The organism is Glycomyces albidus (assembly GCF_009451885.1).
Lineage (GTDB): Bacteria > Actinomycetota > Actinomycetes > Mycobacteriales > Micromonosporaceae > Glycomyces > Glycomyces albidus.
Map to the genome: position 1 here is coordinate 45,944 of NZ_WIAO01000025.1, position 11,544 is coordinate 57,487.

14 protein-coding genes and 2 pseudogenes are annotated in these 11,544 nt (G+C 69.8%); 7 read left to right on the forward strand and 9 right to left on the reverse strand.

Translation table 11 applies throughout. From position 1 onward, the window contains the following. Nucleotides 1–17 precede the first annotated feature (17 nt). From GFD30_RS18470 to GFD30_RS18480, 3 genes are all read right to left on the reverse strand, one after another. The gene (locus GFD30_RS18470) at nucleotides 18–239 is read right to left on the reverse strand and encodes a Trm112 family protein (RefSeq protein ID WP_153026667.1); all 222 of its coding nucleotides are present in this window, start codon (nucleotides 237–239) and stop codon (nucleotides 18–20) included. Between the two features lie 3 nt (nucleotides 240–242). Further along, nucleotides 243–1,622, reverse strand: coding sequence for a phosphomannomutase/phosphoglucomutase (locus GFD30_RS18475; protein WP_322633386.1), 1,380 nt, complete (start codon nucleotides 1,620–1,622; stop codon nucleotides 243–245). Between the two features lie 113 nt (nucleotides 1,623–1,735). Further along, nucleotides 1,736–2,179, reverse strand: a complete 444-nt coding sequence (locus GFD30_RS18480; protein ID WP_322633387.1) for a DUF3499 domain-containing protein — start codon at nucleotides 2,177–2,179, stop codon at nucleotides 1,736–1,738. A 121-nt stretch (nucleotides 2,180–2,300) separates the two neighbouring features. On the opposite strand from GFD30_RS18480, the gene GFD30_RS18485 reads away from it, so the two are divergent. Next, nucleotides 2,301–2,732 (forward strand): metallopeptidase family protein, encoded by a 432-nt coding sequence (locus GFD30_RS18485; RefSeq protein ID WP_153026668.1) that lies wholly within the window; start codon nucleotides 2,301–2,303, stop codon nucleotides 2,730–2,732. A gap of 424 nt (nucleotides 2,733–3,156) precedes the next feature. Here GFD30_RS18485 and GFD30_RS18490 read toward each other — a convergent pair. The 3 genes and pseudogenes from GFD30_RS18490 to GFD30_RS18500 all read right to left on the reverse strand — a co-directional run. Then, a pseudogene (locus GFD30_RS18490) lies at nucleotides 3,157–3,408 on the reverse strand (WhiB family transcriptional regulator); the annotation flags it as partial. A gap of 328 nt (nucleotides 3,409–3,736) precedes the next feature. Next, the gene (locus tag GFD30_RS18495) at nucleotides 3,737–4,267 is read right to left on the reverse strand and encodes a hypothetical protein (RefSeq protein WP_153026669.1); all 531 of its coding nucleotides are present in this window, start codon (nucleotides 4,265–4,267) and stop codon (nucleotides 3,737–3,739) included. Beyond that, on the reverse strand, nucleotides 4,267–5,355 hold the full coding sequence (locus GFD30_RS18500; protein WP_153026670.1) for a mannose-1-phosphate guanylyltransferase: 1,089 nt from the start codon (nucleotides 5,353–5,355) through the stop codon (nucleotides 4,267–4,269). The genes GFD30_RS18495 and GFD30_RS18500 overlap by 1 nt, the downstream gene beginning before the upstream one ends. A 607-nt stretch (nucleotides 5,356–5,962) precedes the next feature. Here GFD30_RS18500 and GFD30_RS18505 point away from each other — a divergent pair. Then, nucleotides 5,963–6,391, forward strand: a complete 429-nt coding sequence (locus GFD30_RS18505) for a hypothetical protein (protein ID WP_153026671.1) — start codon at nucleotides 5,963–5,965, stop codon at nucleotides 6,389–6,391. A 183-nt stretch (nucleotides 6,392–6,574) separates the two neighbouring features. Here the strand turns inward: GFD30_RS18505 and nucS are convergent, their stop codons facing one another. Next, nucleotides 6,575–7,240, reverse strand: a complete 666-nt coding sequence (nucS, locus tag GFD30_RS18510; RefSeq protein ID WP_153026672.1) for an endonuclease NucS — start codon at nucleotides 7,238–7,240, stop codon at nucleotides 6,575–6,577. A gap of 77 nt (nucleotides 7,241–7,317) precedes the next feature. Between nucS and GFD30_RS26365 the strand changes: the two genes are divergently transcribed. The 3 genes and pseudogenes from GFD30_RS26365 to GFD30_RS18520 all read left to right on the forward strand — a co-directional run bounded on the left by GFD30_RS26365 (nucleotide 7,318) and on the right by GFD30_RS18520 (nucleotide 8,571). Then, entirely contained in the window at nucleotides 7,318–7,671 is a 354-nt protein-coding gene (locus GFD30_RS26365) for a hypothetical protein (RefSeq protein WP_194202014.1), read from the forward strand. Beyond that, a pseudogene (locus GFD30_RS28355) lies at nucleotides 7,556–7,822 on the forward strand (DUF3885 domain-containing protein); the annotation flags it as partial. The gene GFD30_RS26365 and the pseudogene GFD30_RS28355, both read left to right, overlap by 116 nt. Nucleotides 7,823–8,109: 287 nt before the next feature. Continuing rightward, a complete protein-coding gene (locus GFD30_RS18520; RefSeq protein ID WP_153026674.1) occupies nucleotides 8,110–8,571 on the forward strand; it encodes a hypothetical protein in 462 nt (153 codons plus the stop codon). 63 nt (nucleotides 8,572–8,634) lie between these two features. Here the strand turns inward: GFD30_RS18520 and GFD30_RS18525 are convergent, their stop codons facing one another. Continuing rightward, nucleotides 8,635–9,345: a sulfotransferase domain-containing protein gene (locus GFD30_RS18525; RefSeq protein ID WP_227996596.1), complete on the reverse strand. Its 711-nt coding sequence runs from the start codon at nucleotides 9,343–9,345 to the stop codon at nucleotides 8,635–8,637. 75 nt (nucleotides 9,346–9,420) lie between these two features. Between GFD30_RS18525 and GFD30_RS18530 the strand changes: the two genes are divergently transcribed. Further along, nucleotides 9,421–10,077: an aminoglycoside phosphotransferase family protein gene (locus tag GFD30_RS18530; protein WP_153026675.1), complete on the forward strand. Its 657-nt coding sequence runs from the start codon at nucleotides 9,421–9,423 to the stop codon at nucleotides 10,075–10,077. 168 nt (nucleotides 10,078–10,245) lie between these two features. Here the strand turns inward: GFD30_RS18530 and GFD30_RS18535 are convergent, their stop codons facing one another. Next, nucleotides 10,246–10,821: a TetR/AcrR family transcriptional regulator gene (locus tag GFD30_RS18535; RefSeq protein WP_153026704.1), complete on the reverse strand. Its 576-nt coding sequence runs from the start codon at nucleotides 10,819–10,821 to the stop codon at nucleotides 10,246–10,248. A gap of 85 nt (nucleotides 10,822–10,906) precedes the next feature. On the opposite strand from GFD30_RS18535, the gene GFD30_RS18540 reads away from it, so the two are divergent. After that, nucleotides 10,907–11,479 (forward strand): dihydrofolate reductase family protein, encoded by a 573-nt coding sequence (locus tag GFD30_RS18540; protein WP_153026676.1) that lies wholly within the window; start codon nucleotides 10,907–10,909, stop codon nucleotides 11,477–11,479. Nucleotides 11,480–11,544: the final 65 nt, after the last annotated feature.

The window sequence follows — 11,544 nt, forward strand, 5'->3', positions numbered from 1 at the left end:
TGTTCAGTGCCGCACGGTCATCCGGCGGCGTCGTCGTGGCCGGGGATGTTGTGACCGGCACTGTGGTGACCTGCGCTGTCGAGGAGCATCACTGGGATGCCGTCCTCGACGCGGAAGACCTTCGCGCACTCGGAGCAGGTGAGGGCGTTGGTCTCGCGGTCGAACGAGAGCGGCGCGTGGTGGGGTTCGGGGCAGCGCAGCAGTTCGAGGAGCACTGGTTTGGGCGCGGTGGCGGGCATGGGCTAGTTCCTTACGATGCGGAGGATGTCGTCGCGCAGCCGGTCGGTCGCGGCCTGGTCGGGGCCTTCGACGTTCAGCCGCAGCAGCGGTTCGGTGTTCGAGGGGCGCAGGTTGGCCCAGGAGCCGTCTGCGAAGGAGACGGTGAGCCCGTCGAGGCGGTCGGTCTCGACGCCCGGTTGCGCGTCGAAGTGGGCGGCGACCTCCTCGATCTTGCCGTGGGGGTCGGTCACCTTGGAGTTGATCTCGCCGGAGGCGGTGTAGCGGACGAACTCCCGGGCGAGCTGCGCGAGGGTCTGGTCCGAGCCGCCGACGGCGGCGAGCACGTGCATCGCCGCGAGCATGCCGGTGTCGGCGAACCAGAAGTCCTTGAAGTAGTAGTGGCCGGAGTGCTCGCCGCCGAAGACGGCGTCCTCCTCGGCCATGACGGCCTTGATGTACGAGTGGCCGACGCGGGTGCGCAGCGGCCGGCCGCCGTGCTCGGCGATGATCTCGGGGACGGCCTTCGAGGTGATCAGGTTGTGGCACACGGCCGAGCCGGGGTGCTCGGCGAGTTCCCGGGTGGCAATGAGCGCGGTGATCGCGGAGGGGGTGACGGGCTCGCCGTCGGCGTCCACGACGAAGCAGCGGTCGGCGTCGCCGTCGAAGGCCAGGCCGAGGTCGGCGCCGACCTCGCGCACGCGGGCCTGGAGGTCGACGAGGTTCGCCGGCTCGAGCGGGTTCGCCTCGTGATTGGGGAAGGTGCCGTCGAGTTCGAAGTAGAGCGGGTCGATCTCGAGCGGGAGCGCCTCGAGGAGCTGATCGCCGAGGACGGCGGGGACGGTGTGGCCGCCCATGCCGTTGCCGGCGTCGACGACGATCTTGAGCGGGCGGATCCCGGACAGGTCCACCAGTTCGCGCATGTAGGCGGCGTACGCGGCGAGGAAGTCCTCGCTCGTGGCCGTCCCGGGCTTCTCGGCCTCGGGGGCCGGCTCGCCGTCGAGGATCGCCTGGGCCCGGTCGCGGATGTCGGCCAGGCCGGTGTCGAGGCCGATGGGCCGCGCGGCGGGCAGGCACATCTTGAGGCCGTTGTACTCGGCCGGGTTGTGGCTGGCGGTGAACATCGCGCCGGCGACGTTCCGCTGCCCGGCGATGAAGTAGAGCATGTCGGTCGAGCACAGGCCGGCCTCGATGACGTCGGCTCCGGCGCGGGTGGCGCCGCGCGCGAACGCTTCGGCGAAGCCGGGGCCTGAGTCGCGCATGTCATGGGCGACGGCCCACTTCAGCTCGCCGGTGACGGCGACGGCGGCAGCGCCGATCGCCTCCATGACCTCGGGCGTGAGCTGCGAACCGACGAGTCCGCGGACGTCGTAGGCCTTCACGAATTCACTGAGCTGGGGAGCCACGGTGTGCCGCCTTTCCGGTGTCCATGAAATTCGGCTCGCAAGCCGAACGGGGCCGATCGGGGGAGAAGCTCCGCAGCTCGCCCGCGCCGGTGCGGCCGCCCCCGCAGACGAGACTAGCGCTGCGCGTCCTCATCCCCGGACACCACCCGGAGGTGACGCCGGGCACCGAATCCGGGCCCTCGGAGCCCTTGGCGCGGAGCGGGTTCGGTCTCGGCGAGGCGGCGGCTCGCCAGGGTGGCGGCGTCGGTGGGTTCGCCGAGGCCGGCATCGGGCTCGTGCCGCTCGCCGACGGCGGCCTCGCGGACGGCGTTGGCCAGGGCGACCAGGTCGTCGTCGGTGGGCATGGGCACGGCGTAGTCGCCCTGGTGCCTGACGAGTTCCCAGCCGTGGGGCACGGTGAGGCGCCGGGCATGCGCATCGCACAGGTCGTAGCTGTGGGGCTCCCGCGTCGTCGAGAGCGGGCCGACCACAGCAGTCGAATCCGAGTAGATATATGTCAAAGTGGCCACCGCAGGCTGGCGGCAGCCGTTCCGGGAGCAACGCCGATCCGACCTCACCCCACGAAACTACCACTCGCGGTGTCGAAGTCGGTGTTGCTGAGCAGTGGCCTCGGACGGATTCGCGGCGCGGGCCGTCTCGGGGGCCGGTTTCGTCCGACCCGGACGATAAGGTGGCCCCATGCGCAGAGATCGACACGGACGGGGGATGCGGGGGCCGCTGGCGCCCGGCGCCCTGCCGCTGCGGCGCACGCCCGTCCAGGAGTTCGACGCGCTGGTGATGGAGTCGGTCGTCTCGATCGAGCGGCGGCTCGCGGAGACCCTGGGCTCGAAGTTCACCGACCTGAGGCACATCGAGTTCGCGGTGGACGAGGTGCCGCCGGAGTCGCAGTCGTACGATGCCGACATCGTCGAGGACCGCGGCGTGCCGCTCTCGAAGCTGTACCCGGCGCAGCCGGGAACGGTCGCGGCGTCGCCGCGGATCGTGCTCTACCGCAGGCCGATCGAGCTGCGGGGCGAGAGCAAGGCGGACATGGAGTCGCTGGTGCGCTCGGTGCTGACCGAGCAGCTCTCGTCCCTGCTGAACCTGCCGCCGGAGGACCTGGAGTACTGAGGGCCGGTCGTCCGGTTCGCTGCCGGACCCGGGGCGCAGGTGGCAGTCCAGGCATACCGGGCTGCGGGATTGCACTGGATCCGTCTGCTGCGGGGACGGCGAAGGGGCGGACCACTCTGCTCGATACGGCTCCTGTTCGTCGCCGCGAGTGCCCCACCCCTTCATCCGCTCGTACGGACGTCCCTTACGCCGCCACCGGCACGCGCTCCGGTTCCTCGGTCCGCTGTGCGGCCGGCTCGCCCCGGCGGGGGCCGACCAGTTCGTGCAACAGCGCCTCGCTGCGGAAGCCGCCCGTCAGGACGGGCTCCGCGTGCGGAGTCTCGGCCGTGAAGGCGAACTCCGACGCGAGCGCCGGGTTGATCATCGGGCTGGGCATGCACACCACGACCGGCAGCCGCTCGTGGCGCCGACGCGCCGCCTCCCGGGCCTGGCGTTTGATCTTGCGGCGCTCCCGCTCCGAGAGCCCGCCCCAGATGCCGAAGCGTTCGTCGTGGTCGAGTGCGTACTGCAGACAGTTCTCTTTGACCTCGCATCGCGCGCAGATGCGCTTCGCATCGCGCGTGGACCCCCCCTTTTCGGGGAAGAACGCCTCCGGGTCGGTCTGCGCGCACAATGCGCGAACCTGCCACTCCGGAACGTTACCCAACAGGTCGGCCAAGTAGTCACGGCCGTCCATATACGTCCGCCTCCTCGTTCGCGCACCGGAAAACCGGTGCTCCCCCCTTGCAATCACTTGCACGGCACCGGATTGCGGACTCGAAGTCCCGGACGCGTCCCCTCCCCTGAAAACGCGTACGGCCCTGCCGCGGGCGCGCCGGTCGCCCGCTGTGTTCAAGTCCTGCAGTTGCTGTGGTCGTTAACCCCGGTGCCACGCGGGCGGCCTGAAGATGGGGCCGCGCCGCCTACTCATCTCTATGGACGATGAGTGCTCATCATTATTCGATAACGGTTCGATATCAGACGATAGCGCACAGTGATCCGAACGACGGAAGGACCCCTCAGACTCACGCTTGCGGGGGACCTTGCTTGACAGCCTCCGCAGTGGAGGTTCGTTCGCGTGAGCGGGGCTTTCTGGAGAGCGCGAGGCCGATGCCGGCCAATGCGAGCCAGACAGCGTCGAGCACCAGTCGTTCGACCGCCGCCCGAGTGTCGATGAAGACCCGTCCTTCCTCCGCCAGTTGCCCGGCGTCGTCGAATCCGTACCGTGCCGCCGACAATGCCAGCAGCACTCCGATAACGAGATAGGCGGCGTAGACGAGACGGGTCAGGCTCCCGATCACCCGTCCGGGTCGCGTCGCCGGGGCGAGCAGCGCGGCGAGCGCGGGGAGCGCGACCGGGAGGATCGAGAACAGGGTGCCGCGGGCCTCGTCGGTGAAGCCGATGCCGGCGGCGCGGCTGAGGTTGTCGTCGCGGGGGTCCAGGCCCGCGCCGAACAGCCACTGGGACAGGGCGACCGCGATGACGGCGGCAGCGCACGCGAGGAGCGCGGCGGCGAGGGCGGTGCGGGTGCGCGGCGGGAGTCGCAGGGGGGACATCAGACCAGGTCGTTCCGTTCTGACTGCTTGAGCTCCTCGACCAGGCCCTTCACTTCCTGGGCGCGGTCCCTGGGGCACACCAGGAGCGCGTCGGGCGTGTCGACGATGATGAGGTCGTCGACGCCGACGGTGGCGACGAGGCGTCCGGACGCGGGGACGACGACGTTCCGCTTCGACTCGGTCAGCAGCGCCTGGCCGGAGCCCTGCGGCTCGACGACGACGTTGCCGACCTTGTCGGCGGCCTTGAGGACGCGGCCGAGCGTGTCGTAGTCGCCCACGTCGTGCCAGTCGAAGTCGCCGGGGACGACCCCGACGCGCCCGGCGGCGGCCGCGGGCTCCATGACGGCGTAGTCGATCGAGATCTTCTCGAGCGTCGGCCACAGCTGCGAGAACAGCGCCTCGCGGCCGGTGGAGTCCCAGGCCCTGGCGAGGGTCCGGACCGCGCTGTGCAGGGCGGGGCGGCGGCGGGCGAGCTCTTCGAGGAACACGTCGACGCGCCACACGAACATGCCGGCGTTCCACAGGTAGTTCCCGGCCGAGACGTACTCGACCGCGGAGACCTGGTCGGGCTTCTCCACGAACGCCTCGAGCTGGTAGCCGGGGCCGACGGCCGCGCCGAGGCGCAGGTAGCCCATGCCGGTGTCGGGGCCGGTCGGGTTGATGCCGATGGTCATGAGCAGGCCGGTCGCGGCCAGCTCCATGGCCCGCTCGACGGTCTTGGCGAACGCCTCGCCGTCCGGGACCAGGTGGTCGGCGGCGAACGCGCCCATGACCGCGGTCGGCTCGCGCTCGGCGATGACCGCGGCGGCGAGGCTGATCGCGGCCGCGGAGTCGCGCGGCGAGGGTTCGACGAGGATGTTGTCGCCGGGCACGTCGGGAAGCTGGCGCGCCACGTCGACGGCGTGCGCGGCGCCGGTGACGACGTAGACGTGGTCGGGGCGCGACAGCAGCCGCACCCTTTCCACGGTCGACTGGAGCAGCGACGAGTCCGTTCCTGTCAGTGGCAGGAGGAACTTCGGCCGCTGGGCGCGAGACAGGGGCCAGAGCCTGGTTCCGGAACCGCCTGCGGGGACCACCGCGTGAAGCATGCCAATAGTCTTGCATGCCGCTCCCACGTGCCGGTTCACCCCCGCGACACGCCCCCGGGGTGACGCGGCCGTTGCCGAAGGGTGAAGTGCCGGTCAATTCTCGTCGCCCGTGGACGGGGATACCGCTTGCCGTCCGGGTCGGGGCCCATGCAGACCGGTTCCGGTCACCTAGTGGAGGGGTTCGCACGCCCATCAGCTTCGACGAAGCCGCCCGCACCTGCCGTCTTCGGCCGGACCGCGGTGCCGCTCGCCGAGACGCCGCGGCACTGCGACCGCCCGCACCGCTGCGCCCGGATCGCCCTCGGGTCGCGCCGGCTCTACGGGGACACCGGACGCATTGGAACCCGGCGCTGAATTCGCTCCGACTGCCGCTCGGGGGGCCACGGCGGACCGGGACTCGGCTATCCTGAGGCTGCGGAAAGTGGAATGACCGATGCGAACAGTAAGTGCACACAGGACGAACACGCTCGGTGATCGTCCTGGTCCGCGCGGTCGAAGTGAGCAGTATCTCTGATTTACCCCGTATGCGAATGCGAGCCGTTTGCATCGACCCCATACAATCACCGCAGTTCCGCCCGCTCAGAACGAGAACAATAGGAGTACCCCCGTGGCTTACCCGCCCGCCCCGGCGCCCGCCCCCCAGCCCGTCTCTGTCAAGCAGGGCAACGGCTTCGGCGTCACCGCCCTCGTCCTCGGCCTCGTCGGCCTGGTGATCTTCTCGTGGATCCCCGGCATCAACGTCTTCACCGCGATCCCCCTCGCGATCCTCGCCATCATCTTCGGCATCATCGCCCTGGTCAAGGCCCCGAGCCGCGGTGGCAAGGGCAAGGGCACCGGTGGCACCGGCCTGGTGCTCGGTGTCGTCGCCGTCCTCGTCGCGATCCTCGTGAACGTCTGGATCGTCAACTTCTTCGAGGACAACGCCGACCAGATCCGGGAAGACACCATCGCGGACTGCGTCGAGTCCGGCGCCGGCACTCAGGAAGAGTGCGAGCAGATCTGGGAGGACGCCGAAGACTCCGTCTACGGCGAGTGATCCCACTCGAACGGCAGGGCCGCGGCGGTTCCGCTGCGGCCCTTCGTCGTTCTCGCGCGCCCTCCCGATGGCCAGGCGTTCGGCCGCGGATCCGGGCGCCGGCGGCGAGCCGGTCGAGTCCAGGGTCATCCGCGTCCCGGCCCGCGACCCGGCGGACCCGTCCGGTTCGGCCGCTCCCGCGTGCTAGAACAGCCGGGGCTGGCTCTCGTTCACAGCGCCGCGCAGGTCGTCGTAGTCCAGGACGACGCAGCGGATCCCGCGGTCCTCCGCGAGCACGCGGGCCTGCGGCTTGATGGCCTGCGCGGCGAACACGCCGTCGACCGGGGCCAGCAGCGGGTCGCGGTTGAGCAGCTCCAGGTACCGGGTCAACTGCTCGACCCCGTCGATCTCGCCGCGCCGCTTGATCTCCACCGCCACGTGCCTGCCGTCCGCGTTGCGGCACATCAGGTCCACGGGCCCGATCGCGGTCGGGTACTCCCGCCGCACCAGCGTCCAGCCCTTCCCGAGCGGACCGGTGTCGGCCGCGAGCAGCTCCTGCAGGTGCGCCTCGACCCCGTCCTTCTGCAGACCCGGGTCGACCCCGAGCTCATGGCTCGAGTCGTGCATGACCTCTTCGATCGAGATCTTGAGTTGGTCGCCGGTCTTCTTCGACGTGACGGTCCACTCGGTCTCGCCCTCCACGACGGTGCAGGGAGGCGTCATCCAGTTCAGCGGCTTGTACGAGCCCCCGTCCGCGTGAACCAGCACACTCCCGTCCGCCTTCAGCATGATGAGGCGGGGTGCCATGGGCAGGTGGGCGGAGAGCCGCCCCGTGTAGTCGACCGAGCAGCGGGCCACAACCAAACGCATGGGATGCACCCTACCCGGGCCTGAGAGGGTCGCTTCTGCCATGCCGCGGATAGAGTTTGTCCCGAAAGGGGCGGAGCGTGGAGAAGTTGACCGACGAGGGGATCGCTGCGAGGTTCCGGCCGGTGCTGGCGCTGGTGGAGGAGTGCGAGCGGCTGGGGGTGGCGTTGGATCGGTTGGAGGATGCGACCGATCCGGGGGAGCTGGCGGAGCGGGAGGCGGCCGAGGAGCGGTTCGCGAACCTCAACGAGGAGATCTGCCGAAGCACCGCTAAGGCGCTCAAGGCGATCGGACTGTGGCATGGGGCGGCGATGATCGATGCGGGGCTCGCGATCCCGAACGAGGTTTGGGAAGGCCTCGTCGAGAAGTATCCTCCGTATCCGTCGGCCGTGCCCGACCTCGAACTGCGGCCTCGCCGTTCCTGGAAGGCATAGCGAGCGAAGACCGGTAGCCGAAGACGGTCCCGCGGAGGAGCGAGGACTTCTTGCCAGGCTGCGCTACTTCCACTTGTACGACGGCGGCATGGACGTCATCGCCCCGAGCATCGCAGACCGAGACTTGCTGCGTGACTGCCATCGTGACGGGTTATCCGCGCATTCAGAAGACCAATGGTGCCTGGCACCGGTGTACGGCGGCACCGAGCGGGCTGATGCGGCGGTCGGCTTCGAAGTCGGGTCCGGGAGGACGGAAGCTGCGGCGGACCAGGTCATGGGGATCGCAGGGGACCGGTGTCCGCGGGACTGCCGGTGTTCAAGCGCGCGAGGCGCTTGTCGGACCTGCGAGGTAGGTTGCCGGGGCGACCCCGCGAGTGGCGGGGTGACCCTTCGAGGAGTTTGGGCGGTACGGCAGTGGGTTCATCAGGTTGGACGTATTTGGTGGAGTTCGAGGGCTCGGTGGAGACGACGTTCGCCGCGCTGCGGGAGCGGGCGTTCGCGACAGGGGACTGGTTGTGGGATCCGGAGGACGAGCCGAAGAAGGGGCCGAAGCCGCGCACTCTGGCGGAGTGGGAGGAGTCCGAGTACGGCAACGACTACCCCGGTGCCCACTCGATCGTCGACGTGCGGGAAATCGTGTCGGGTATCGAACTCGGCCAGATCGATCAGGGCGAGGTACTGGCGCTGACCGAGTCTGAGGCGCTCGCGATCTTCGGGACGGCGACGCCCAGTGTCGCGGATTGGAATCGCAAGGTCGAGCTGGACGGGAAGTCCTCGGACGGGGCCGGACCCGGCCTGGAACTGTGGGATGTGGTCGAACGCGACAGCGGCCGCTTTTTGACGCTGAGCGACGAATCCGGCGGCCGCTGGGTGGCGTTCTGGGGCATGACCGGCGACTGAGCGGCGCAGCGGCTCCGTGTTTTCGGGCTCCGCTGGTCGCGCGTGGTGCCGCTCCCGATCGATTCAGGTCGTGCGGCGGTAGCCGAGGTGGTGCATGGCTTCTGCGTTGTCGGGTTGGCGCCAGAAGAGGTCGTGGAGGTCGGGCGGGAGCTCGGTGCGGTGGGTGCCGGTGGTTCCGGTGCGGAAGAAGTCGGGGTCGTGGGCCTGGAGGTCGTTGAAGGAGGGGAGCGGCGCAGGCTGCGGGGTGAGTTCGGGCGCGACTGCGGTGACGGCCGCTTGGACGGTGGACTCAGGGACGGCGATGAGGTCTTCGAAGCGGACCCAGACCGGGGCGGGCGCGGTGGACTCCTGCCAGGAGCGGACGTTCTGGCCCCAGCCGCCGGTGCCGCCGGTGCGGCGGGTGATGATCGTGCGGGCTTCGGCCGCGAAGCGGTCGGCGTAGTCGGGCTGGTCCGCGAGGTGTCGGGTGCCCAGGCGGGCCCAGGAGACCACGCTGTCGCGGCCGTCGCGGACCAGGCAGATCGCCCGGTCCTGCTCCGAGACGACCGGGTCGTCACGGCGGCGGTGCGTCTTGACGTAGAAGACTTCGGATGAGTCGCGCATCTGCTCGAACGCGGCCGGCCGGGCGCGGGCGTCCATGAGCTCGGGGCCGATCTGTTCGGCGACCCCGTCGACGTCGTACACCGTGTAGGTCGGGACCCGGTAGAGCCGGTGCAGCACCACGCGGAAGAAGGTGTTGCCGGAGCGGGGATACGAAGCGAGCCAGACGATCACCGCGGCAGCGTAGCGCCCGCTCCGGACGGTGTGCGGGCACGCTGATCGGGTTGACGCGGTCCCGATGATGAGGGGATGCGACACGGCTACACCAATCAGACGGACGGCGACGGCGAGACGGTGGTCAAGCGATACCTCGGCCCTGATGCCGAGGTGCGTCGTGAACGCGAGCGGCGATGGCTGACCGAGCTGCAAGGCGTGGTCCCGGTGCCGCCGGTGCTTTCGACTGAGGGCGACGGGTTGACACTCGGTTTCGTCCAGGGCGTGCAGGGGCAGGAGCTCATCGAGGCCGGTTTTGCAGACCAGGTGCTTCAGGCGTGCGGCACGGTGCTGCGGCGGCTGCATTCGGTGGCGCCTCCGCCGGGTTCGCCTCCCGGAGTGCCGGTCCACGGCGACTTCGGCCCGAACAACCTGCTGATCGACCCGGAGTCGTCCGCGGTGACCGCCATTGTGGACTGGGAGTTCGCGGGGATCGGCGAACCCGTCAAGGACCTGGCGTGGTGCGAGTGGATCGTGCGGATGCACCACCCCGATCACGTTGATGCGGTTCCGCGGTTCCACGCGGCGTACGGCCTGCCGGTGCCGGCATGGCCGCTGCGCCGCGCCGCGATGCTCGAACGGTGTGCCGAGCTTCGGGAGTTCTGCCGGCGCTGGGAGTCCGAAGGCGGTGTCCGCCAATGGGAGTCGCGGGCCGCGATCACCGCGGCTTGGAGTGCCGGGCCCGCGAGGTAGGGCGGTGGCCTGCTCGCGCGCCGCCGAGGGCATCGCCTGGAACGGGACGGCGGCCCTTTGGGCGGTGGTCTCCCGTGCGCCGCCGAGGGGCACCGCCTTGAGATCACTCATGAGGCGTACGGCGGTCCACCCGCGTACCGCGGAGGTGCGCCGCCCGGTGCCCGTGTGCTACTCCGCAGGCACCAGTCGGTCTACAAGAGACGTGATGAGGGCGTCGGTTCGGGCTTCGTCGAAGAGGTCGGGGAGCGTGAGGCGTTCGACGATGAGCCAGCTCAGGGCCAGGTAGAGGTGGACGACCGCCTCCGCGTCCCCGGGCATGCCAGAGGCGAGGTGGAAGTCGATGTTGTCCTGGATGTTGGCGCGGATCTGCTCGGTGAGCACGGCGCGGAGCTCGGGGCGGCGGGTGGACTCGAGGCGGAGTTCGAGCATCGCGAGGTGCCCGGAGGGGAACGCGGTGATGCGTCCCACCATCTCGTGCATGAGGCGGTCGACGGACGCGCGGGTCTGGGGGAGCGACAGCGCCTCGCCGATCACGTCGGGGCCGGGGTCGAGCCGCTCGAAGACGCGGCGGCCGGCCTGCGTGAGCAGGGCGTCCCGGTTCGGGAAGTAGTTGGAGGCCGTGCCGGTCGGGACGCCGGCGCGCTGGTCGACGGCGCGGAACGTGAGTCCGCGAGCGCCCTGGTCGGCGAGCACTTCGATGGCGGCGTCGACCAGTGCGGTGCGGCGTTCGGGGTTCTGGCGCATGGTTCCTCGATCCTCGGTTGACACCACTGCGAGTGTAGTGGTAAGTTCAAACCACTTCATTCATAGTACTTCAAACGGAGTGAATATGCGCGAGCTGACCTACTACATCGGCGCCACCCTCGACGGCTACATCGCCGGCCCCGACGGGGAATACGACCAGCTCCCCATCGAGCCCGACCTCACCGCCCACATCCTCGAGATCCGGCCCGAGACCGTGCCGACCGCGATGCGGGAGCCGCTGGGACTCGGCGACGAGCCGAACCGCCTCTACGACACCGTCCTCATGGGCCGCGGCACTTACCTGCCCGGACTCGAGACGGGCAACCCGAGCCCGTACTCGCACCTGAAGCAGTACGTGTTCTCCTCCACCCTCGACCCGGCGCTCGCCCCCGACGTCACCTTCGTCGCGAGCGACGCGATCAAGACCGTCCGCGAACTGAAACAGCAAGAAGGCCAAGGCATTTGGCTCTGCGGCGGCGGCAAGCTCGCCGCGGCCCTGGTGGGCGAGATCGACGAGATCGTCCTCAAGCGGTACCCGCTGGTCCTGGGCGGCGGGCTCCCGCTGTTCGACGGGCCCTACGCGCCGCTCCGCTTCGACCTGGTCGAGAACCGCAGCTTCGACTCCGGCATGACCCTCCAGACCTACCGGAAGCGTTGACCGGCGTGAGCGGGAAGGGGAACAGGACCGTCCGATGAGGATATGCGGCCGGCGGCGGTCCTCGG

Coding starts and splice junctions, on each gene's coding strand:
- nucS (WP_153026672.1), bottom strand. CDS start 7,240: ATGCGTTTGGTTGTGGCCCGCTGCTCGGTCGACTACACGGGGCGGCTC.
- GFD30_RS18495 (WP_153026669.1), bottom strand. CDS start 4,267: ATGTCCCCCCTGCGACTCCCGCCGCGCACCCGCACCGCCCTCGCCGCC.
- GFD30_RS18535 (WP_153026704.1), bottom strand. CDS start 10,821: ATGCGCCAGAACCCCGAACGCCGCACCGCACTGGTCGACGCCGCCATC.
- GFD30_RS18500 (WP_153026670.1), bottom strand. CDS start 5,355: ATGCTTCACGCGGTGGTCCCCGCAGGCGGTTCCGGAACCAGGCTCTGG.
- GFD30_RS18470 (WP_153026667.1), bottom strand. CDS start 239: ATGCCCGCCACCGCGCCCAAACCAGTGCTCCTCGAACTGCTGCGCTGC.
- GFD30_RS18540 (WP_153026676.1), top strand. CDS start 10,907: ATGCGCGAGCTGACCTACTACATCGGCGCCACCCTCGACGGCTACATC.
- GFD30_RS18530 (WP_153026675.1), top strand. CDS start 9,421: ATGCGACACGGCTACACCAATCAGACGGACGGCGACGGCGAGACGGTG.
- GFD30_RS18485 (WP_153026668.1), top strand. CDS start 2,301: ATGCGCAGAGATCGACACGGACGGGGGATGCGGGGGCCGCTGGCGCCC.